The following is a 22,607-nucleotide window of genomic DNA, read 5'->3' as shown; positions in this document are numbered from 1 at the left end:
CAGTATATCGACGTGAACCCAATGTGGGAGGGGGCTTGCTCCCGATAGCAGGGTACCAGTCCACATATCTGCAAACTGACACTCCGCTATCGGGAGCAAGCCCCCTCCCACATTTGGATCTGCGCGGTTTAGTCGAGCGCTTTCCAGATCTCGGTAGCGTATTCGCGGATCGTGCGGTCCGAAGAGAACCAGCCCATCCGCGCCGTATTGAGCACCGCCGAACGCCACCACGCCTTGGAATCGTGCCAATGCGCTTCGACCTTGGCCTGGGCGTCCCAGTAGGAGTCGAAGTCGGCGCAGACCAGGAAGCGGTCATAGTCGATCAGCCCGTCGATCAAGCCCACGTAGCGGCCCGGATCATCCGGCGAAAACACCCCGCCACGGATCGCTTGCAGCACATCGTTGAGGCGATGCGAGGCGGCGATGTCCGGCCCGGCATTGAATTCGCCGGCATGCTTGCGCGCCTCGACCTGCTGGGCACTGAGGCCGAAGATAAACATGTGCTCGGCGCCCACGCGCTCGTGCATCTCCACGTTGGCACCGTCCATGGTGCCGATGGTCAGCGCGCCGTTGAGGCCGAATTTCATGTTGCTGGTGCCCGACGCCTCGAAACCGGCCGTGGATATCTGCTCCGACAAGTCCGCCGCCGGAATGATGCTTTCCGCGAGGCTCACGTTGTAGTTGGGCAGGAACACCACTTTGAGCAAGCCGCGCACGGTCGGGTCGTTGTTGACGGTGCGGGCGATGTCGTTGGTCAGCTTGATGATCAGCTTGGCCTGGTGATAACTGGCCGCCGCCTTGCCCGCGAAGATCTTCACCCGTGGCACCCAGTCGGTGCCCGGCTCGGCACGGATCGCCTGGTACAGCGCCACGGTGTGCAGCAGGTTGAGCAGTTGACGCTTGTATTCGTGGATCCGTTTGACCTGCACATCGAACATCGCTGCCGGGTTCACCGAAATGCCCAGGCGCTCATGGATGATATCGGCCAATGCACGCTTACTGTGCAGGCGCTGGTCAGCGAAGGCCTTGCGGAACGCCTGCTTCTCGGCAAAGGTTTCCAGCTCGCCCAGCCGGGTTTCGATGTTGTCGAGGATATCCGGCCCCAGGGCATCCACCAGCATGGCGGTGAGTTTGGGGTTGGCCTGGTACAGCCAGCGGCGGAAGGTGATGCCGTTGGTTTTGTTGTTGATGCGCTCCGGGTAGAGTTTGTGCAGTTCTGAAAACACCGTGCTGCGCATCAATTGGGTGTGCAGGCCGGATACACCGTTAACGCTGTGGGAGCCGAGGAACGCCAGGTTACCCATGCGCACGCGGCGGCCGTTGTCCTCTTCGATCAGCGATACGGCGCGCAGGACGTCGAAGTCGTGAATGCCCTTGGCCCGCAGCGAGTCAATGTGCTGGGCGTTGATCAGGTAAATGATCTGCATATGCCGGGGCAGCATGCGCTCCATCAAGCCTACCGGCCAGGTTTCCAATGCTTCGGGTAGCAGCGTGTGGTTGGTGTAGGAAAGCGTTTCGACGGTGACGTCCCACGCGGCTTCCCAGGGAATGTCATGCAGGTCGACCAGTTGCCGCATCAACTCGGCCACGGCGATGGACGGGTGGGTGTCGTTGAGTTGGATTGCTGCGTGTTCGCCCAGGCTGAGCACCGAGCCATGCATGTTCTTGTGACGGCGCAGCAGGTCTTGCAGGGAGGCGGAAACGAAGAAATATTCCTGGCGCAGGCGCAGTTCCTGCCCCGCTTCGGTGCTGTCGGCCGGGTAAAGCACGCGGGAGATGCTTTCGGCGCGGGCCACTTCCGCCACGGCGCCCAGGTGGTCACCGGCGTTGAAGCGCTCCAGGTGCAAGTCTTCCACCGCCCGTGCCCGCCACAGGCGCAGGGTGTTGACGCTGGCGCCACGCCAGCCGACCACCGGGGTGTCGTAGGCCACGGCACGTACGGTTTCGTTGGGCGACCACACCTGGATCATCTTGCCGGAGGCGTCCGCCACGGTTTCGACGCTGCCGCCAAAGCCGATCGGGTAAATCACCTCGGCGCGCTCGAATTCCCACGGGTTGCCGAAATCCAGCCAGCGTTCGGTTTGCTCCTGTTGCCAGCCATCGACAATCGCCTGGCGGAACAAGCCATGTTCATACCGAATGCCATAGCCGTGGCCAGCAATGCCCAGGGTCGACATGCTTTCCATAAAGCACGCCGCCAGGCGGCCCAGACCACCGTTGCCCAGCGCCGCGTCGGGCTCCAGCAGGCGGATGCGTTCCAGGTCGACGCCCAGCTCCGCCAGCGCATCGCGAGCGATCTCCAACACCCCCAGATTACTCAGGCTGTCGTAGAGCAAGCGGCCGATCAGGAATTCCAGGGACAGGTAATAGACCCGCTTCTGACCTTTGCGGTAAATCCGCCGGGTATGGTCCATCCAGTGGTCGACCATCTGGTCGCGGGCGGCCAGGGCAATGGCTTCGAACCAGTCATGGTCGAAGGCGTGATCCGGGTCCTTGCCCACCGCGTAGGTGAGTTTGGTCAAGACGGCATCGCGAAATGCGGCTACCTCTGCTTCTCGTGCAAGTGGTTCCTGAGACATCAAATGCGACCTCGGGCGAGATAGAAGGAGTTGCTAGAGCCTAGACGGTCTGACAGATGGCAGACGCTCTGGTTCGTCAGTTTTTTAACTCATTCATCGTTGCGTGAATTAGATGCAGGGGCCGTGCCCAATCATGGCCACAGATGAAATCTTGAAAAGATTGTTCAAAAAACCACCAATCCCGGTATGATCGCGCGCCCTGATATCGCCTCACCCTGGAACCCTGATGAAGCCCCAACTGATCGCAGCCGCGGAACTCGACCGTCTTGAGACCTGGCAAAAATATTCCGCGCACATGTGTGGCGGTTGTGTGTCCAGCTGCTGCACGCTGCCGGTCGAAGTGAAGATCAAGGACCTGATCCGCATTGGCATCGTCGATGAATTCGAGCGCGGCGATCCGCCGAAGAACATCGCCAAGCGCTTGCAGAAGGAAGGCATTGTCGAGCGCTTCAATTCCAAGTCGGAAATTTTTACCCTGCAGCGCATGAGCAACAACGATTGCCTGTACCTGGATCGTAAGACGCGCTTTTGCACCATTTATGACAAGCGCCCGGACACTTGCCGCAACCACCCGAAGATCGGGCCGCGGCCGGGGTACTGTGCGTACAAGCCCAAGGAAGTGGTGCGCGAGACCAAGTTCAAGACCCTCGACAAGTTCTGATCCAGGTTTTTTGGGGCTTTCAAGGGCCTCATCGTGGGCAAGCCCCCTCCCACCTTTGACTATGTTCACAAATCAAAAAGTGGGAGGGGGCTTGCTCCCGATAGGGCCAGTACAGGCACCCCAAATTCTGCAGGCACAAAAAAACGCCCCCGGCCTTTCGACCGGGGGCGTTTTTCATTCAGCCTGAGTTAACTCAGTTCTTGGCTTTCTTGGCAGCGCGGGTACGCTCGCCTTCGTCCAGGATCTTCTTACGCAGACGGATCGACTTAGGCGTAACTTCGCACAGCTCGTCGTCCTGGATGAATTCCAGGGCCTGTTCCAGGGTGAAGCGAACAGGTGGGACCAGGGCGATGGTTTCGTCTTTACCCGAAGCACGCATGTTGTCGAGCTTCTTGCCTTTGGTTGGGTTGACGCCCATGTCGTTGTCACGGCTGTTCAGACCAACGATCTGACCGTTGTAGATCTCTTGACCGTGTTCAACGAACAGCTTGCCACGCGCCTGGAGGGTTTCCAGGGAGTAGGTCAGTGCCTTGCCGGTTTCTACCGATACCAGAACACCGTTCTGACGGCCGGACATGTCGCCGGACTTCATGGTGTCGTAGCGATCGAAGATCGAGGTCAGGATGCCGGCGCCGTTGGTCAGGGTCAGGAACTGGTTACGGAAACCGATCAGACCGCGAGCAGGGATGTTGTATTCCAGACGTACACGGCCCTTGCCATCCGGCACCATGTTGGTCAGGTCGCCCTTACGCAGGCCCATCTCTTCCATGACCTTGCCCTGGGATTCTTCAGGGGTGTCGATGGTCACGTTTTCGAACGGTTCCTGCTTCACGCCGTCAACCTGACGGATGATCACTTCAGGACGACCAACGCCCATTTCGAAGCCTTCGCGACGCATGGTTTCGATCAGTACCGAGAGGTGCAGCTCACCACGGCCGGAAACCTTGAACTTGTCAGCCGAGTCGCCTTCTTCAACGCGCAGTGCAACGTTGTACAGCAGCTCTTTGTCCAGACGCTCCTTGATGTTACGGGAGGTCACGAACTTGCCTTCTTTACCGCAGAACGGCGAGTCGTTTACCTGGAAGGTCATGGAAACGGTTGGCTCGTCAACGGTCAGAGGCTTCATCGCCTCGACGTTGTCCGGCTGGCACAGGGTGTCGGAGATGAACAGCGAGTCCATACCGCTGACGCACACGATGTCGCCGGCGAAGGCTTCTTCGACGTCGATGCGGTGCAGGCCGTGGTGACCCATCAGCTTCAGGATACGACCGTTACGCTTCTTGCCGTCGGCGCCGATAGCCACAACCGGGGTGTTCGGCTTGACGCTGCCGCGAGCGATACGGCCAACGCCGATAACACCCAGGAAGCTGTTGTAGTCCAGTGCCGAGATCTGCATCTGGAACGGACCTTCACGGTCAACTTTCGGCGCAGGTACGTTGTCGACGATCGACTGGTACAGCGGGGTCATGTCTTCAGCCATGTCGGTGTGGTCAAGACCAGCAATGCCGTTCAGGGCCGAGGCGTAGACGACTTTGAAGTCCAGCTGCTCTTCGGTGGCGCCCAGGTTGTCGAACAGGTCGAAGATCTGGTCCAGAACCCAGTCCGGACGCGCGCCTGGACGGTCAACCTTGTTGATGCACACGATCGGACGCAGGCCGGCTTCGAAAGCCTTCTTGGTCACAAAACGGGTTTGCGGCATAGGGCCGTCTTGAGCGTCAACCAGCAGCAGAACGGAGTCGACCATCGACATTACGCGTTCTACTTCGCCGCCGAAGTCGGCGTGGCCCGGGGTATCCACGATGTTGATGTGGTAGCCGTTCCAGTTGATAGCGGTGTTTTTTGCCAGGATGGTAATACCGCGCTCTTTTTCCTGGTCGTTGGAGTCCATCACGCGCTCGTCGTTGAGCTCGTTGCGCTCCAGGGTGCCGGATTGACGCAGGAGTTTGTCTACCAGGGTGGTTTTACCATGGTCAACGTGAGCAATGATGGCGATGTTACGTAGATTTTCGATCACTTGTGTATCTCGATCAGAGGATTCGGTGTGCTGACAGGTCGTGGCAGCGATTTACAGTAGAGTCAGGCCTTGCCGTTACAGCTTGACGGCAGAGTCGGGGGGCCGGTGACGCAGGCCACAGGCAAACAGCCCCGGGCTCTTAGCTCGGTCGATAAACGCGCACATTGGCATGCCCCTCACTGAGCAAATGGTGGGCATGCAGGCGACTCATCACGCCTTTGTCGCAATACAGCAGGTACTGACGGCTGTCATCCAGTTCCTTGAAACGCGCGTTCAGTGCATAGAACGGCAGCGTTTGTACGTCGATGCCGGCGATTTCCAGCGGCTCATCTTCCGCGGCATCCGGGTGACGGATGTCGATGACGATCTGGCCGGCCAGGGCTTCGCTGACTTCTTCGATCTGCACATCCTGGCCCAACTCGTCGATAACACGATCGATCGGTACCAGCTTGGCGTTCTCGAGCGCACGCTCCAGAATCGCCATATCAAACTGTTGTTCTTCGTACTCCACGCGGTTGCGCTTGGCGTGGGTCTTGGGGTTCACCGAGATGACCCCGCAGTACTCAGGCATATGCTTGGCGAAGTCGGCGGTGCCGATTTCTTCCGCCAAATCGATGATGTCCTGCTTGTGGCTGGCGATCAGCGGGCGCAGCACCAGCTTCTCGGTCACGCAGTCGATCAGCGACAGGTTCGGCAGCGTCTGGCTGGAAACCTGGGAAATCGCTTCGCCGGTCACCAGCGCGTCGATCTGCAATTGATCGGCGATACGGGAGGCCGCGCGCAACATCATACGCTTCAATACCACGCCCATATGACTGTTATCGACTTTGCCGAGAATTTCGCCCAGCACTTCCTCGAACGGTACGCTCACAAATAGCACGCGTTGGGAGCTGCCGTACTTCTTCCAGATAAAGTGCGCAACTTCCATCACGCCCAATTCGTGTGCGCGCCCACCCAGGTTGAAGAAGCAGAAGTGGCTCATCAGGCCGCGGCGCATGATCTGGTAGGCCGCCACCGTGGAATCGAAACCGCCGGACATCAGCACCAGGGTCTGTTCCAGGGCGCCGAGCGGGTAGCCGCCGATGCTGTTGTGCTGGCTGTGGATCACAAACAACCGTTGGTCGCGAATTTCCATGCGCACTTCAATTTGCGGCGCTTTCAGGGAAATTCCAGCGGCGCCGCACTCGCGACGCAGCTTGCTGCCGACGTATTTCTCCACGTCCATGGAGCTGAACGGGTGCTTGCCGGCACGCTTGCAGCGCACCGAAAAAATCTTGCCTTCAAGGTTGTCGCCAAAATGCAGTTTGCATTTTTCGGTGATGTCGTCGAAGTCACCCAGCGGGTACTCATCCACTTGCAGGAAATGCGCAATGCCCGGCATGCAGCTCAGGCGCTCGGTCATATCCTTCAAGGCTTTGGCGTCGGTCAGGCGGGTTTCCAGCTCGAGGTTGTCCCACACGCCATTCACCACCACAGCCGGGTCCAGATCTCGGAGCACGGCACGGATGTTCTTGGCCAATTGACGGATAAAACGCATCCGTACCGGTCGGCTCTTGATGGTGATTTCGGGGAAGACTTTAACGATTAATTTCATGGAAACAGCGCGCGCCGGGCCTGCTGAAAAAGGGGGGCGCGGATTATAGCGGAAATCGCTCAAGGTTTAACCAGTTAATATGCACTCACACCGCAACGCACTAAAGCGGTGCATTTGCATGCGCATGCGCCACATTGCAGTGCGCTATTTCCGGGCTTTTGTCGCTGCGCACCTTTATAGGGTCGCTTTTGGCGCAAAAAACCCATGTTGGCGCACTGGCATGCAATTTGCTCTCTTGTGAGGCAGGTTGCCATGGCGGACTATCCGCGCCGGCATCACCCACATTCTAAGGGCTAACTCCACTACCCCAGCCCGAAGCCACCCGGAGGACACTATGTCGAAGTCGGTTCAACTCATCAAAGATCATGACGTTAAATGGATTGATCTGCGCTTCACGGACACCAAAGGCACTCAGCACCACGTGACCATGCCGGCTCGCGACGCGCTGGATGATGCTTTCTTCGAAGAAGGCAAAATGTTCGACGGTTCCTCCATTGCCGGCTGGAAAGGCATCGAAGCCTCCGACATGATCCTGATGCCGGACGACAGCACTGCCGTCCTTGACCCGTTCACCGAAGACCCAACCCTGATCATCGTCTGCGACGTGATCGAGCCTTCGACCATGCAAGGCTACGATCGCGACCCACGTGCGATCGCCAAGCGCGCCGAGGAATACCTGAAGTCGACCGGTATCGGCGACACCGTATTCGTAGGCCCGGAACCAGAGTTCTTCATCTTTGATTCGGTCAAGTTCAAGTCCGACATCTCCGGTTCCATGTTCAAAATCTTCTCCGAGCAAGGCTCGTGGATGTCCGACCAGGACGTGGAAGGCGGCAACAAAGGCCACCGTCCAGGCGTCAAAGGTGGCTACTTCCCGGTTCCGCCGTTCGACCACGACCACGAAATCCGTACCTCCATGTGCAACGCCATGGAAGAAATGGGCCTGGTCATCGAAGTTCACCACCACGAAGTGGCGACTGCCGGCCAGAACGAAATCGGTGTGAAGTTCAACACCCTGGTAGCCAAGGCTGACGAAGTCCAGACCCTGAAGTACTGCGTACACAACGTAGCTGATGCCTACGGCCGTACCGCTACCTTCATGCCTAAGCCACTGTACGGCGATAACGGTTCGGGTATGCACGTTCACCTGTCCATCGCCAAAGAAGGCAAGAACACCTTCGCCGGCGAAGGTTATGCCGGCCTGTCCGACACCGCCCTGTACTTCATCGGCGGTATCATCAAGCACGGTAAGGCCCTGAACGGCTTCACCAACCCGTCGACCAACTCCTACAAGCGTCTGGTCCCAGGTTTCGAAGCACCGGTGATGCTGGCCTACTCGGCTCGCAACCGTTCCGCCTCGATCCGTATTCCTTACGTGTCCAGCCCACGCGCTCGCCGTATCGAAGCGCGCTTCCCGGATCCGGCAGCCAACCCATACCTGGCCTTCGCTGCGCTGGTCATGGCTGGTCTGGACGGCATCCAGAACAAGATCCACCCAGGCGATGCCGCCGACAAAAACTTGTACGACCTGCCGCCTGAAGAGGCCAAAGAGATCCCACAAGTGTGCGGCAGCCTGAAAGAAGCCCTGGAAGAGCTGGACAAGGGCCGTGCGTTCCTGACCAAAGGCGGCGTATTCAGCGACGACTTCATCGATGCCTACATCGAGCTCAAAAGCGAAGAAGAAATCAAGGTTCGCACCTTCGTACACCCACTGGAATACGAGCTGTACTACAGCTGCTGATCCGGTAGCGCTGCTTGACGCAGCGTGATGAAAAAGGCCTCCTTCGGGAGGTCTTTTTTTGCCCGGGAATTAACCCGAATCCCCCCTCCCTCCCACAAGGAGATCAGCATTGAAACGTCGACTTGCGTTCGCTTTAGTGTTTTTCAGCGCCAGTGCATTGGCTGCGCCCCCACTCTTGAGCCGCTGCTCAACAGCATCGCCGAACGCCTGGAAATCGCCGACCAGGTGGCGCTGAGCAAATGGGACAGCAAAAAACCGGTGGAAGATAAGAAGCGCGAACAAGAAGTGATCGCCAGCGTTGTCGCCCAGGCGCCGAGCTACAAACTGGCACCCGCCGCCGCCGAGCAATTCTTCTCGGCCCAGATCGAGGCAAACAAGCTGGTGCAGTACACCCACCTGTCCGATTGGCAGTTCCAGGGCAAGGCACCCGACGATCCGCGCCCGGACCTGGTGAAGCAGATTCGCCCGCAGCTGGATCAATTGCAAACACGCCTGCTGCAACAACTGGCGGACTTCACCCCCCAACGTAGCGACCCGCAGTGCCCTCACTGGCTGGCCGAAGCGGTGCATGAGCCGCTGAACGACCCGCTGCGGCAACTGGCGATGATCCGCGCCACGGCCGAGCTGTGTATTCGCACAGGCCAATAACGGATGACACCCACATTATTTTAGGCACCTTCCGGCATCCCTCCCCGAACAGCGATCGTAGCCTGACCGGCCTCTCAGCGAACGGGATGAAACCAAACCATGGAAGCCCTCAAATGCTTGATCGCAACAGCGGCCTGCTTGTCTGCCCTAGGCTGCAGCAGCCAGCCGAAAAACGTCGTGCAAATCGAAAAGGAAACCCTGCTGCAGAGCAGCGCATCATGGGACGGAACACCTTACAAGGCCTACCCCTCCGGACCGCCGGAACTCACGCTGTTGCGGCTCAAGATCCCCGCGAATACGCAGTTACCCTGGCACAGCCACCCCATGCCGAACGCAGCGTATATCCTCTCGGGCGAGTTGATCGTTGAAGCCCGTAAAGGTGGGCAAGCCCTCACCCTGACACAAGGGCAAACCCTGGCCGAGATGGTAGGCACAGTCCATCGCGGCAGAACCGGAAGCACACCGGTGGAACTGCTGGTCTTTTACGCCGGCAGCGCGGGCATGCCACTCTCCCAGCCACACTGATAAAGCCCCACCACTGAGATCGCTCTCGCACAGCCGCCGAGAGCACTCTCTCATCACTTCCTGAACAAACCTCACAAAACCGCACTATATTGGTGCGACGACCTGCACCCTTCCCACTGACTCACCCCATTTTGGTTCGAAACTTCCCGGCCAAGCTGGCAGAACGCCACATTTTCGCGCCTTAAACCCCTATTTCAGGGGATTAACGCTTCTTTTCGGAGCCTTGGTTTGGTTTTTGCATTTTCCTTGTATCAGCGTGTGCCTCAAGCCCGCGCCTTGCTCCAAAAGAGGTCCCGATGACCATCAGCGATGCACTGCACCGTTTGCTACTCGACAACCTGACCACCGCGACCATCCTGCTCAATGACGACCTGCGCCTTGAGTACATGAACCCGGCAGCAGAGATGCTCCTGGCCATCAGCGGCCAGCGCAGCCATGGGCAGTTCATCAGCGAATTATTCACCGAGTCGGCCGAAGCCCTGAGTTCGTTGCGCCAGGCCGTGGAGCAGGCACACCCGTTCACCAAGCGCGAGGCGATGCTCACCGCCCTGACCGGCCAGACCCTGACCGTCGACTACGCCGTGACCCCGATCCTGAGCAACGGCGCCACCCTGCTGCTGCTTGAAGTCCACCCTCGCGACCGACTGCTGCGCATCACCAAGGAAGAAGCGCAGCTGTCCAAGCAGGAAACCAGCAAGATGCTGGTGCGCGGCCTGGCCCATGAGATCAAGAACCCCCTGGGCGGCATTCGCGGCGCGGCGCAGCTGCTGGCCCGCGAGCTGCCGGAGGAGCATCTCAAGGACTACACCAACGTCATCATCGAAGAGGCCGACCGCCTGCGAAACCTTGTGGACCGCATGCTCGGCTCGAACAAACTGCCGTCGCTGGCGATGACCAACGTGCATGAAGTACTGGAGCGCGTCTGCCAATTGGTCGAGGCCGAAAGCCAGGGCTGCATCACCTTGGTGCGCGACTACGACCCAAGCATTCCCGACGTCCTGATCGACCGCGAACAGATGATCCAGGCGGTGCTCAATATCGTGCGTAACGCCATGCAAGCCATCAGCAGCCAGAACGAGCTGCGCCTGGGCCGCATCAGCCTGCGCACCCGCGCCTTGCGCCAGTTCACCATCGGCCATGTGCGCCATCGCCTGGTGACCAAGGTCGAGATCATCGACAACGGCCCGGGCATTCCCACGGAACTGCAGGAAACCATTTTCTTTCCCATGGTCAGCGGCCGCCCGGACGGTACCGGGCTGGGCCTGGCCATCACCCAGAACATCATCAGCCAGCACCAGGGCCTGATCGAATGTGAGAGCCACCCCGGCCACACCACGTTCTCGATCTTCCTGCCATTGGAACAAGGAGCCCCCACGACATGAGCCGTAGTGAAACTGTCTGGATCGTCGATGACGACCGTTCTATCCGCTGGGTCCTCGAGAAAGCCTTGCAACAGGAAGGCATGACCACCCAGAGCTTCGACAGCGCCGACGGGGTGATGAGCCGCCTGGCGCGCCAGCAGCCCGACGTGATCATCTCCGACATCCGCATGCCCGGCGCCAGTGGCCTGGACCTGTTGGCGCGGATTCGCGAGCAACACCCGCGCCTGCCGGTGATCATCATGACCGCGCACTCGGACCTGGACAGCGCTGTCGCGTCCTACCAGGGCGGCGCGTTCGAATACCTGCCCAAGCCATTCGACGTGGACGAAGCCGTCGCACTGGTCAAGCGCGCCAACCAGCACGCCCAGGAGCAACAAAACCAGGAAGCCCCACCCACCCTCACCCGCACCCCGGAAATCATCGGCGAAGCGCCGGCGATGCAGGAAGTGTTTCGCGCTATTGGGCGCTTGAGCCACTCCAACATCACCGTGCTGATCAACGGCGAGTCGGGTACCGGTAAAGAGCTGGTGGCCCACGCCCTGCATCGCCACAGCCCGCGGGCAGCCTCGCCGTTTATCGCGCTGAACATGGCGGCGATTCCGAAAGACTTGATGGAGTCCGAACTGTTCGGCCATGAGAAAGGCGCGTTCACCGGTGCGGCCAACCTGCGTCGCGGGCGCTTTGAACAGGCTGACGGCGGCACGTTGTTCCTCGACGAAATCGGCGACATGCCCGCCGACACCCAAACCCGCTTGCTGCGGGTACTGGCAGACGGTGAGTTTTACCGCGTCGGCGGGCACACTCCGGTAAAGGTCGACGTGCGCATCATCGCAGCCACCCACCAGAACCTGGAAACCCTGGTGCACGCGGGCAAGTTCCGCGAGGACTTGTTTCACCGCCTCAACGTGATCCGCATCCACATCCCACGGATGTCGGACCGCCGCGAAGACATCCCGACCCTCGCTCGCCACTTCCTCAGCCGCGCCGCCCAGGAACTGGCCGTTGAGCCGAAGTTGCTCAAGAGCGAGACCGAGGAGTACCTCAAGAACCTGCCATGGCCCGGCAACGTGCGCCAACTGGAGAACACCTGCCGCTGGATCACCGTGATGGCGTCCGGGCGCGAAGTGCATATCAGCGACCTGCCGCCGGAGCTGCTGAGCCTGCCGCAGGATTCGGCCCCGGTGACCAATTGGGAACAGGCACTGCGTCAATGGGCTGACCAGGCGCTGGCTCGTGGCCAGTCAAACCTGCTGGACAGCGCCGTGCCGGCATTCGAGCGGATCATGATCGAGACCGCGCTGAAGCACACCGCCGGGCGTCGTCGCGATGCTGCGGTGTTGCTGGGTTGGGGGCGTAACACCCTGACGCGCAAGATCAAGGAATTGGGGATGAAGGTTGATGGTGGGGATGATGATGAGGGTGATGAAGCCTGATCACATTTGGATCTTCATAACGCTCGGGTTTGTGCACCGCTTCAATGCACTATGAACCGGCATTGAGCACAGACCAGAAAACTCGCCTATCGCTTTCGCTACAAATTCCTTAGCAGTAGAAACAACCAAAGCCCCGTATTCCGGGGCTTTGCGCTTTTTGGCATTTTCTCAAGCGGCAAATGCAAGTTTTGGCACGCCCCCTGCAATAACCCCAGTACAACCCAGTTTCGGGGACCTTGGTACAGGCAGGCCGAGAATCCCCTCTTTAACACCGAAGCCTCTGGCTTCACCCCGTTTTGGGAGCCCTGGTACAGGCAGGCCGGGAACTCCCTCTTTTATTGCTCTTGGAGATGGATCTCCAGCCGCCAGCGGTCATCGACCTCCTCGCCTTTCCACTCCCCGCGCAACGGCCGAGCCGCCACCAGGTTCAGCAGCAAACCGCCATCGGTCTTGCGAATGCGCCAGTTCACGTCCCTTTCATTGACCTTGAGCTGCCCGCTGGCGACCTTGCCCTGGGCGTCAAACAGCAGCGCCACGGTGCCGTCGACATGCTCGCCGTGCAGCTTGGGTTCACTGTTGAACCACACCACCACGCCGTCGCTTATTGTCTCTACCTGCTGCAATTGCACCGGATCGGGGATAGTCAGGCGGCCGATCATCAAGCCCACCATCAAACCGACAATCGCCAATGAGCCCATGACCCGTGGCAATAGCTTCGGCCTGGGGTCCTCTTCGGGGGTAGAATGCAGCGCATCTTTGCCTTCGGAGCCGTGCATGTTTCACGTCATCCTTTTTCAACCAGAAATTCCGCCGAATACCGGCAACGTTATCAGGCTGTGCGCCAACAGTGGCTGCCACCTGCATTTGATCGAACCTTTGGGCTTCGACATGGACGACAAGCGCCTACGCCGCGCCGGGCTGGACTACCACGAGTACGCCACCTTGCAGCGCCACGCCGACCTGGCCAGCTGCCTGGAAAGCCTGGGCCATCCGCGCTTGTTCGCGTTCACTACCAAGGGTTCGCGGCCGTTCCATGATGCCAGTTTTGCCGAGGGCGATGCCTTCCTGTTCGGCCCGGAAAGCCGTGGCCTGCCGGCAGAGGTACTGGACGCCCTGCCCGACGGCCATCGCTTGCGTTTGCCGATGCGTGAAGGCTGTCGCAGCCTGAACCTGTCCAACACCGTGGCGGTGGCCGTGTACGAAGGCTGGCGCCAACTCGGTTTCAAATAACACGCAAAACAAATGTGGGAGGGGGCTTGCTCCCGATGACGGGTTGCCAGTCGACACTGATGTGACTGGTACACCGCTATCGGGAGCAAGCCCCCTCCCACATTTTTTACCGCATCGACTTACTGAACCGTCGACGAACCTTCCTGTTGCATGCGCTGCAGCTCTTGGGCGTACAGGGCATCGAAGTTCACCGGGGCCAGCATCAGCGCAGGGAACGAGCCACGGGTGACCAGGCTGTCCAGGGTCTCGCGGGCATACGGGAACAGGATGTTCGGGCAGAACGCGCCCAGGGTGTGGCTCATGGATGCTTCGTCCAGGCCCTGGATCAGGAAGATGCCGGCCTGTTGTACTTCAGCGATGAAGGCCACTTCTTCGCCATTCTTGACGGTGACCGACAGCGTCAGCACGACTTCGTGGAAGTCACCTTCCAGGGCTTTTTGGCGGGTGTTCAGATCCAGCGCAACGCTTGGGGTCCATTCCTGACGGAAGATGGCCGGGCTTTTCGGCGCTTCGAACGACAGGTCACGCACATAGATACGCTGCAGCGAGAACTGTGGGCCTTGAGCTTCTGCTGCTTCGGTGTTCTGTTGATCAGTCATCGCAGATCCTTCTTTATCTTGGGGTCTTTAAGGGGTTAAGCGGACAGCAGCGCATCCAGTTTACCGGCGCGCTCAAGAGCGAACAGGTCATCGCAGCCACCGATATGTTTGGCGCCGATCCAGATCTGCGGGACCGACGTGCGGCCGGCCTTCTGGGCCATTTCGGCGCGTACCTGGGGTTTGCCGTCGACCTTGATCTCTTCGAAGGCAACACCCTTTTTCTCAAGCAGGGCCTTGGCCCGCATGCAGTAAGGGCACCAATCGCTGGAATACACGACAACCTGGGTCATATCACTTCACCAGAGGCAGGTTATCGGCGCGCCAGCTGCCGATGCCACCGGACAGCTTGGCGGCGGTGAAACCGGTCTTGAGCATTTCGCGAGCGTGGGTGCCGGCGTGCTGGCCTTGGGCGTCGACCAGGATGATGGTCTTGGCCTTGTGCTTTTCCAGCTCGGCCAGGCGCGCGATCAGCTTGTCCTGGGGAATGTTCAGGGCACCGACGATGTGGCCGGCGGCGAACTCCTTGGCGGGGCGGATATCCACCACAATGGCTTCATCCTTGTTGACCAGCGCGGTCAGCTCCGAGGTGCTCAGGCTGCGGCCACCGCGGCTCAATTCGTGAGCGATCAGCAGCGCCAGCAAGATGACGAAGGCACCCACGAGCAGATAGTGGGCAGTGGCAAATGCAATCAGGTGATCAACCATCAAGGAGGTTCCAGGGCGTTAAAATGGCGGTAAGTATACACAGCCGTCAGGGGGGGCCAACCCCCGTAAAGCGGTGACGTGGTCGGAACTTCGCTTTAAACTGCCACTCCCTTTTCAATTGCCTTCCTTTATTACCGCCGCGAGAGGATCTATGACTACCACGCCTAAACCTTTGGTCCTGATAATTCTCGATGGCTTTGGACACAGTGAAAGCCACCACGACAACGCGGTCTACGCGGCGCGCAAGCCGGTGCTGGACCGTTTGACCGCCACCGTGCCCAACGGCCTCATCTCCGGCTCCGGCATGGACGTGGGCCTGCCGGACGGCCAGATGGGCAATTCGGAAGTCGGCCACATGAACCTCGGTGCCGGACGAGTGGTGTATCAGGACTTCACCCGCGTGACCAAGGCGATCCGCGATGGCGAGTTCTTCGAGAACCCGACCATCTGCGCTGCGGTGGATAAAGCAGTGGCCGCCGGCAAGGCCGTGCACTTCATGGGCCTGCTGTCGGACGGCGGCGTACACAGCCACCAGGACCATCTGGTGGCCATGGCCGAACTGGCGTTCAAGCGTGGCGCCGACAAGATTTACCTGCACGCCTTCCTCGACGGCCGGGACACGCCACCCAAAAGTGCGCAATCGTCCATCGAACTGCTGGACGCCACCTTCGCCGCCCTGGGCAAGGGCCGCATCGCCAGCATCGTGGGCCGCTACTTCGCCATGGACCGCGACAACCGCTGGGACCGCGTATCCCAGGCCTACAACCTGATCGTCGACGGCCAGGCCGACTTCAACGCCGCCACCGCCCAGCAAGGCCTGGAAGCCGCCTACGCGCGCGGCGAAAGCGATGAGTTCGTCAAGGCCACTACCATCGGCGAGCCGGTGAAGGTTGAGGACGGCGACGCCGTGGTGTTCATGAACTTCCGCGCCGACCGTGCCCGCGAGCTGAGCCGCGTGTTCGTCGAAGACGGCTTCAAGGAATTCGAACGCGCGCGCCAACCCAAAGTGCAGTACGTGGGCCTGACGCAGTACGCCGCCAGTATTCCAGCCCCGGCCGCCTTTGCGCCGGGCAGCCTGGACAACGTGCTGGGCGATTACCTGGCAAAAAACGGCAAGACCCAGCTGCGCATCGCCGAAACCGAAAAATACGCCCACGTGACGTTCTTCTTCTCGGGCGGGCGTGAAGAACCGTTCCCCGGGGAAGAGCGCATCCTGATCCCGTCGCCAAAAGTCGCCACCTACGATTTGCAGCCGGAAATGAGCGCTCCGGAGGTGACCGACAAAATCGTCGACGCCATCGAGAACCAGCGTTATGACGTGATCGTGGTCAACTACGCCAACGGCGACATGGTCGGCCACAGCGGTAACCTGGAGGCGGCGGTCAAGGCCGTGGAATGCCTGGACCTGTGCGTGGGCCGCATCGCCGACGCGCTGGAAAAAGTCGGCGGCGAAGCACTCATCACCGCCGACCACGGCAACTGCGAGCAAATGTCCGACGAATCCACGGGCCAGGCCCACACCGCCCACACCACCGAGCCGGTGCCGTTCATCTACGTCGGCAAGCGTGATTTCAAAGTGCGTAACGGCGGGGTGCTGGCGGATGTCGCGCCGACAATGCTGATGTTGATGGGGCTGGAGAAGCCGGTTGAGATGACTGGCACTTCAATTCTGGTGTGATTTCAACCACACCGCACAACAGCGTGGGAGGGGGCTTGCTCCCGATAGAGGCGTGCCAGTTGATACATATACCGACTGACACCCTGCCATCGGGAGCAAGCCCCCTCCCACATTAGCTTTGCGGTGTTTGGAAGATGTCTTTTTGCCATACCGCCGCCACTCGGCAGCTAACTTGCCCGCCGGCCCCAATTGGGCGTTTTTTTTGCAGCGCTTGGCGGGCATACTAGACCGTCCCTTTCCCTGGTGTCGCCCGCCTCTATGCTTCGCGCCTTGATTACCCTCGCTCTTGTCTGCCTGCTCCAACCGGCGTTTGCCGATGAGCGCGCACAAACCCAACAACAGTTGGACGCTACGCGTCAGGACATTACCGAGCTGAAAAAACTGCTCGGCAAGCTCCAGGAAGAAAAATCCGGAGTGCAGAAAGACCTGCGCGGCACGGAAACCGAAATGGGCAAGCTGGAAAAGCAAGTCCAGGAGCTGCAAAAAGAATTAAAGAAGAGCGAGTCGGAACTGGAGCGACTCGACGCTGAGAAAAAAACTCCAGAGCGCACGCGTTGAACAGCAACGCCTGATCGCGATCCAGGCCCGCGCCGCCTACCAGAGCGGCCGCCAGGAATACCTCAAGCTGCTGCTCAACCAGCAGAACCCCGAGAAATTCGCGCGCACCCTCACCTACTACGACTACCTGAGCAAGGCCCGCCTGGAGCAGCTCAAAAGCTTCAACGAGACGCTGCGCCAGTTGGTCAACGTGGAACAGGAGATCGCCAACCAGCAGTCGCAGTTGCAGGACCAGAAAAGCGCCCTCGACACCCAGCGCGATGAGCTCGACAAGGTCCGCAAGGAGCGCCAGCTGGCACTGGCCAAACTCAATGACGACGTGAAAGCCCGCGACGCCAAGCTGCAGGCCCGCGAGCAGGACCAGGCCGACCTGGCCAAAGTGCTCAAGACCATCGAAGAAACCCTGGCGCGCCAGGCACGTGAGGCTGAAGAAGCGCGGCAAAAAGCGCTGATCGCCCAGCAGGAAGCGGAAAAAAAGCGTCAGCGTGAGGCCGAACTGGCAGCCACCACCGACGCCCCGGCGCCCCGTAAACCGGCGCATTCCGCCCCAGGCCCGCTGGTTTCCAGCGCCGGCGAGTCCTTCGGCGGCCCTTTTGCTTCAGCCCGAGGCAAACTTCCATGGCCAGTTGATGGTCGATTGCTGGCACGCTTTGGGGAAACCCGTGGCGATGACACCCGCGCCAAGTGGGATGGGGTGATGATCAGCGCCTCCGCCGGCAGCCAGGTGCATGCCGTTCACGGTGGGCGCGTGGTATTTGCCGATTGGCTGCGGGGCGCCGGTTTATTGGTAATTCTCGACCACGGCAATGGCTATTTGAGCCTTTACGGCCACAATCAGACATTGCTCAAGTCGGCAGGTGATGTTGTAAAAGCCGGTGAATCCATCTCCACTGTCGGTAACAGTGGTGGCCAGGACACCCCGGCGCTGTACTTCGCTATTCGTCAGCAGGGTCGCCCGAGCGATCCCGCACAATGGTGCCGTTCCCAAGGATAGGGCCGCATCTACACTAGGAGTTCGTTCGACATGCTGCATTTGTCCCGCCTCACTTCGCTGGCCCTGACGATCGCCCTGGTGATCGGCGCGCCTCTGGCTTTCGCCGACCAGGCCGCCCCGGCTGCACCCGCCGCCACGGCCGCGTCCTCTGCCGCGACCACCAGGGCGCCGTTGCCGCTGGACGAGCTGCGCACCTTTGCAGAGGTCATGGACCGGATCAAGGCAGCCTATGTCGAACCCGTAGACGACAAGACCCTGCTGGAGAACGCCATCAAGGGCATGCTCAGCAACCTCGACCCGCACTCCGCCTACCTGGGCCCGGAAGATTTCGCCGAGCTGCAGGAAAGCACCAGCGGTGAATTCGGCGGCCTGGGCATCGAAGTCGGCGCCGAAGACGGCAACATCAAAGTGGTTTCGCCGATCGACGACACCCCGGCTTCCAAGGCCGGCATCCAGGCCGGCGACTTTATCGTCAAGATCAACGGCCAGCCGACCCGTGGCCAGACCATGACCGAAGCCGTCGACAAGATGCGCGGCAAGATCGGCCAGAAAATCACCCTGACCCTGGTACGCGACGGCGGCAACCCGTTCGACGTGACGCTGACCCGCGCGACGATCATGGTCAAGAGCGTGAAGAGCCAGTTGCTGGAGTCGGGCTACGGTTACATCCGCATCACTCAGTTCCAGGTCAAGACCGGCGACGAAGTGGCCAAGGCCCTGGCCAAGCTGCGCAAGGACAACGGCAAGAAACTCAGCGGCATCGTGCTCGACCTGCGTAACAACCCAGGCGGCGTGCTGCAATCGGCGGTGGAAGTGGTCGACCACTTCATCACCAAGGGCCTGATCGTCTACACCAAGGGCCGTATCGCCAATTCCGAGCTGCGCTTCTCGGCCACCGGCAACGACCTCAGCGAAAACGTGCCACTGGCCGTGCTGATCAACGGCGGCAGCGCCTCGGCCTCGGAAATCGTCGCCGGCGCCTTGCAAGACCAGAAACGTGGCGTGCTGATGGGCACCACCAGCTTCGGCAAAGGCTCGGTGCAAACCGTATTGCCGCTGAACAACGAACGCGCGTTGAAGATCACCACGGCCTTGTACTACACGCCGAACGGTCGCTCGATCCAGGCCCAGGGCATTGTCCCGGACATTGAAGTACGCAAGGCCAAGATCACCAACGAGGTCGACAGCGAGTACTACAAAGAGGCGGACCTGCAAGGCCACCTGGGCAATGGCAACGGCGGCGCCGACCAGCCGACCGGCAGCGCAGCCAAAGCCAAGCCGATGCCACAGGACGATGATTACCAGTTGGCCCAGGCGCTGAGCCTGCTCAAGGGCCTGAGCATTACGCGCAGCCGTTGATATGCGCTTTGCCCTGATCATCGCAGTATTGTGCAGCCTGGCCGGGGTCGCCCACGCGACCCCGGCCGGTGAGCCGCGCAAAGCCTATCTCACCCTGATCATCGATGATCTCGGGCAAAACCTGCCCCGGGATCGTCGCGTGCTGGCCCTCCCCGGGCCGGTGACCACGGCGATCATGCCCGACACGCCTCACGCCGCCGAATTCGCCCGCGAAGCCCACAAGGCCGGCAAAATCGTGATGCTGCACATGCCCATGGACCCGGCCACCGGCCCGTTCGCCTGGCATCCCGAGCTGCCTATCGAAGAGCTGGGCAAACGCCTGGACGCCGCGTTCAACGCCGTGCCCTACACCGCCGGCGTCAACAACCACATGGGCAGCCGCATGACCGCGCAACCCGCCGCCATGGCCTGGTTGATGGCCGAGCTGCAACGGCGCAACAAGTTCTTTGTCGACAGCCGCACCAGCGCGCAAACCGTAGCCGCCGCCGAGGCACAGAAGATCGGCCTGGCCCATGTCTCGCGGGATGTATTCCTGGACGACGAACGCACCGAAGCGGCGATCACCACCCAACTGCAAACCGCAATCAAGCTGGCCCACAAACAAGGCTCGGCCGTGATGATCGGCCACCCTTACCCGCAAACCCTGGCGGTGCTGGAGCGCGAATTGCCCACGCTCAAGGCACAGGGCGTGGAGTGGATCGACATCAAGTTGATGATCAGTGTGCGCAGTAATCAGGCCATGGCCGGTCACGGCAAAAACGGCACCTACCTTCCTGCGCATAGATAGATACAGCCCGCCCACGCGCTCGCTGCTCGACAGTTGATGCTCCCATCAACTGGAGCGTTTTCCATGCAACCTCTGCAATTCAACGACCTGCTCATCAGCTTTACCAGCGAGTTCTTGCCGCTGTGGAACGATAAGGGTTCCAGCGCACAAAAGGCCGTCGGCCTCTGGCGACCCAGCACAACATCCGATGCGCTGAGTTCGTTTTACGCCTTGGGCGATATCGCGGTCGGTCACTACCGCAATATCAACCAAGGCAAGATCGTCGCAGTGGTGAGCGACGCGAATAAGGCCGACGGCACGGCGCTGCGTCCGCCCGTTGACTACCAACGGGTGTGGCACGATGAAGGGACCGGGGCGCATAGCAACTTTTCCATCTGGCGCCCGCTTGCGCCGCAGGGCTACGTCACGATGGGGCTGGTGTGTGGCGTCGGCTACGACAAACCCTCGCGCCATGCCGTGCGCTGTGTGCGCGAAGACCTGGTCGTGACGGCGCAATTGGGCGAGCTGATCTGGAACGATAAAGGCAGCGGCTGCGCCAACGATTTAAGCATCTGGTCGATCACCGCACCCGAGGCGCCCGTCGGCGAAGCTTACCTGGCGCCCGGTACCTTCCTTGGTCATGACAGTTATGCCAAGCCAGGTATTGAGGCCTACTCCCTGCGCCTGGCGTTGACCACCCATCTGAGCGACCTACCGTCACCTCCGGTTCTCACCGGGCACGAAATCCCCTCCCTGGATGAAAACACCGCCACGCTGCACGCCTGTGAGCTGCCGTGGTTTTGCGTAAAAGACCCGGAACTGAGCGCGGTCGAACAGCTTCAGTCGTCGCCCACCTACCGGCTCGAACGCACGGACCGTCATCGCCTCGGCGGCTTCGGGCACAACACCGGGCAGACCCCTCAGCCGTTTATGTGGACGGCCTCCAAAGGGGAACTGGGCACAAATGCCAGGGCCTTGGCGTTCAATACCAGCATCGACTTATGCAAAGAGTGGCCTGCGCATCCACAGGCGTTTGAGTTGAGTTTTTCGGCGCAGCTGGATCGTGACTTCACGCATACCCAACGCTCCGCGAAAGGCTGGAGTCATTCCTCGCCCTTGGAGATCATCATCTATGTCCCGCCGAAAAAGGCCGTGGCCGCTTACCTGTTACACAGTGAGTACTGCCTGCTGCGTCAGGATGGCAGCCAGGTTTCAGCGACCGTCAGCTACACCAATGGCGATCACGTTTATATGAGCGAATCTCCCGACACCGAGCCGCTGCCGCAAGAGGCAACCCCAAGGGAAGAAGCCCCACAAGCGGAGCCGGATCTACAGGTAACGGGCCATGATTTGATCGACAACGCCCTCACTCCGTAACTGATCAAGGGCCGCTTGCAGCCTGACCATCACGTCATCCGGCACGTCTTTGTTCAGCGCCAGATAAAGCTGCGCACTGTTGAAGCGCAGCACGGTTCTGAGTTGGGTCACCCCGACCTGGCGGGCCAGGTATCGGCCCGCCGGATCACCTGTGGCCCATAGGTCTATCTGGCCATCCATCAGCTTTTGCGCGTTGTCCTGGTCACGCAACGCGACGATCGGGTTGAGGCCCTGCTTTTCCAGGCTCTCGGCGATGGCATCGCCCTTGTAGGCGCCGATCTTGTAGCGCCGCGCCTGTTCCACGTCATCCAGCTTGATCTTGCTGTCGGCTTTGGCGAGCAGTACCCAGTCATCCGGACCGATGGGGCCGACCCACTTGAACAGCGCTTCGCGGTCGGGCAGGCGGGCCATGACGAACACGCCATAGCCGGGCTTCTCCAGGGCGAGTTTGTAGATTCGCTCCCAAGGAAAACGCAAGGTGAGGTTGTAGGAAATACCGGCGCGCTTGAAGGTCTCGCGCACGATGTCCACGGCGATGCCTTCGATGTTCTCGTCCTTGGCGAAGTTCTTGCCGTTTTTCGCCATGTTGTAAGGCGGGAAATTTTCCGTGAGCAACACCAGGGAGGCGTCAGACGGTTCTTCGGATCGGGCGGTACCGACCATCAGCACGGAAATGCTGGCGAGAGCGAGCAGCAGCTGTTTGAACATGAAAGTTACCGGAATCCATGGCAAGCGCAGAGAGTGCCCCGCGCCTGCCACGGTGT

18 protein-coding genes and 2 pseudogenes are annotated in these 22,607 nt (G+C 60.3%); 12 read left to right on the top strand and 8 right to left on the bottom strand.

Going from position 1 to position 22,607, the window contains the following annotated elements:
• Positions 1-128: 128 nt before the first annotated feature.
• A complete protein-coding gene (locus tag AB4O25_RS20380) occupies positions 129-2,579 on the bottom strand; it encodes a glycogen/starch/alpha-glucan phosphorylase (protein WP_017529541.1) in 2,451 nt (816 codons plus the stop codon).
• Positions 2,580-2,805: 226 nt separating this feature from the next.
• On the opposite strand from AB4O25_RS20380, the gene AB4O25_RS20375 reads away from it, so the two are divergent.
• Positions 2,806-3,240: a YkgJ family cysteine cluster protein gene (locus AB4O25_RS20375; RefSeq protein ID WP_017529542.1), complete on the top strand. Its 435-nt coding sequence runs from the start codon at positions 2,806-2,808 to the stop codon at positions 3,238-3,240.
• A 193-nt stretch (positions 3,241-3,433) separates the two neighbouring features.
• On the opposite strand, the gene typA is transcribed toward AB4O25_RS20375, so the two are convergent.
• Together typA and thiI are read right to left on the bottom strand one after the other, a co-directional pair.
• Complete coding sequence (gene typA / locus AB4O25_RS20370; protein WP_008028025.1) at positions 3,434-5,254, bottom strand: translational GTPase TypA; 1,821 nt, start codon at positions 5,252-5,254, stop codon at positions 3,434-3,436.
• Positions 5,255-5,393: 139 nt separating this feature from the next.
• A complete protein-coding gene (gene thiI / locus AB4O25_RS20365; protein ID WP_460149929.1) occupies positions 5,394-6,848 on the bottom strand; it encodes a tRNA uracil 4-sulfurtransferase ThiI in 1,455 nt (484 codons plus the stop codon).
• A gap of 334 nt (positions 6,849-7,182) precedes the next feature.
• Between thiI and glnA the strand changes: the two genes are divergently transcribed.
• The 5 genes and pseudogenes from glnA to ntrC all read left to right on the top strand — a co-directional run bounded on the left by glnA (position 7,183) and on the right by ntrC (position 12,577).
• Positions 7,183-8,589: a glutamate--ammonia ligase gene (gene glnA, locus AB4O25_RS20360; RefSeq protein WP_017529544.1), complete on the top strand. Its 1,407-nt coding sequence runs from the start codon at positions 7,183-7,185 to the stop codon at positions 8,587-8,589.
• Between the two features lie 109 nt (positions 8,590-8,698).
• Positions 8,699-9,237 (top strand): annotated as a pseudogene (locus AB4O25_RS20355) (chorismate mutase).
• 99 nt (positions 9,238-9,336) lie between these two features.
• Positions 9,337-9,762, top strand: a complete 426-nt coding sequence (locus AB4O25_RS20350; RefSeq protein ID WP_065879512.1) for a cupin domain-containing protein — start codon at positions 9,337-9,339, stop codon at positions 9,760-9,762.
• Positions 9,763-10,058: 296 nt separating this feature from the next.
• A complete protein-coding gene (glnL, locus tag AB4O25_RS20345) occupies positions 10,059-11,144 on the top strand; it encodes a nitrogen regulation protein NR(II) (RefSeq protein WP_017529546.1) in 1,086 nt (361 codons plus the stop codon).
• Complete coding sequence (ntrC, locus tag AB4O25_RS20340; RefSeq protein ID WP_017529547.1) at positions 11,141-12,577, top strand: nitrogen regulation protein NR(I); 1,437 nt, start codon at positions 11,141-11,143, stop codon at positions 12,575-12,577. Before glnL ends, ntrC begins: the two co-directional genes overlap by 4 nt.
• Positions 12,578-12,912: 335 nt before the next feature.
• On the opposite strand, the gene AB4O25_RS20335 is transcribed toward ntrC, so the two are convergent.
• Positions 12,913-13,353: a hypothetical protein gene (locus AB4O25_RS20335; protein WP_068937236.1), complete on the bottom strand. Its 441-nt coding sequence runs from the start codon at positions 13,351-13,353 to the stop codon at positions 12,913-12,915.
• Between AB4O25_RS20335 and AB4O25_RS20330 the strand changes: the two genes are divergently transcribed.
• On the top strand, positions 13,352-13,807 hold the full coding sequence (locus tag AB4O25_RS20330; RefSeq protein WP_010563141.1) for a tRNA (cytidine(34)-2'-O)-methyltransferase: 456 nt from the start codon (positions 13,352-13,354) through the stop codon (positions 13,805-13,807). The genes AB4O25_RS20335 and AB4O25_RS20330 overlap by 2 nt on opposite strands.
• A gap of 119 nt (positions 13,808-13,926) precedes the next feature.
• Here the strand turns inward: AB4O25_RS20330 and secB are convergent, their stop codons facing one another.
• The 3 genes from secB to AB4O25_RS20315 are packed head-to-tail and all read right to left on the bottom strand — an operon-like array spanning position 13,927 to position 15,111.
• Complete coding sequence (gene secB, locus AB4O25_RS20325; RefSeq protein ID WP_012721755.1) at positions 13,927-14,406, bottom strand: protein-export chaperone SecB; 480 nt, start codon at positions 14,404-14,406, stop codon at positions 13,927-13,929.
• Positions 14,407-14,441: 35 nt separating this feature from the next.
• A complete protein-coding gene (grxC, locus tag AB4O25_RS20320; RefSeq protein WP_017529549.1) occupies positions 14,442-14,696 on the bottom strand; it encodes a glutaredoxin 3 in 255 nt (84 codons plus the stop codon).
• A gap of 1 nt (position 14,697) precedes the next feature.
• Positions 14,698-15,111: a rhodanese-like domain-containing protein gene (locus AB4O25_RS20315; RefSeq protein ID WP_017529550.1), complete on the bottom strand. Its 414-nt coding sequence runs from the start codon at positions 15,109-15,111 to the stop codon at positions 14,698-14,700.
• Between the two features lie 151 nt (positions 15,112-15,262).
• Between AB4O25_RS20315 and gpmI the strand changes: the two genes are divergently transcribed.
• The 5 genes and pseudogenes from gpmI to AB4O25_RS20290 all read left to right on the top strand — a co-directional run bounded on the left by gpmI (position 15,263) and on the right by AB4O25_RS20290 (position 21,843).
• The gene (gpmI, locus tag AB4O25_RS20310; RefSeq protein WP_017529551.1) at positions 15,263-16,789 is read left to right on the top strand and encodes a 2,3-bisphosphoglycerate-independent phosphoglycerate mutase; all 1,527 of its coding nucleotides are present in this window, start codon (positions 15,263-15,265) and stop codon (positions 16,787-16,789) included.
• 258 nt (positions 16,790-17,047) lie between these two features.
• Positions 17,048-18,341: pseudogene (locus tag AB4O25_RS20305) on the top strand (murein hydrolase activator EnvC family protein).
• A 30-nt stretch (positions 18,342-18,371) separates the two neighbouring features.
• On the top strand, positions 18,372-19,700 hold the full coding sequence (locus AB4O25_RS20300) for a S41 family peptidase (protein ID WP_017529553.1): 1,329 nt from the start codon (positions 18,372-18,374) through the stop codon (positions 19,698-19,700).
• 1 nt (position 19,701) lies between these two features.
• A complete protein-coding gene (locus AB4O25_RS20295) occupies positions 19,702-20,487 on the top strand; it encodes a divergent polysaccharide deacetylase family protein (RefSeq protein WP_017529554.1) in 786 nt (261 codons plus the stop codon).
• Positions 20,488-20,550: 63 nt separating this feature from the next.
• Positions 20,551-21,843 carry a Vps62-related protein gene (locus AB4O25_RS20290; RefSeq protein WP_460149928.1) on the top strand — a complete coding sequence of 431 codons (1,293 nt, stop codon included), beginning with the start codon at positions 20,551-20,553 and terminating at the stop codon, positions 21,841-21,843.
• On the opposite strand, the gene AB4O25_RS20285 is transcribed toward AB4O25_RS20290, so the two are convergent.
• Positions 21,796-22,551 carry a substrate-binding periplasmic protein gene (locus AB4O25_RS20285; protein ID WP_460149927.1) on the bottom strand — a complete coding sequence of 252 codons (756 nt, stop codon included), beginning with the start codon at positions 22,549-22,551 and terminating at the stop codon, positions 21,796-21,798. The two genes, AB4O25_RS20290 and AB4O25_RS20285, sit on opposite strands and share 48 nt — an antisense overlap.
• Positions 22,552-22,607 lie beyond the last annotated feature (56 nt).

The sequence above is a fragment of the Pseudomonas sp. S3_A03 genome (genome assembly GCF_054668275.1).
Note: the sequence above shows the minus strand (reverse complement) of the source record. Positions and strands in the feature narration are given on the sequence as shown.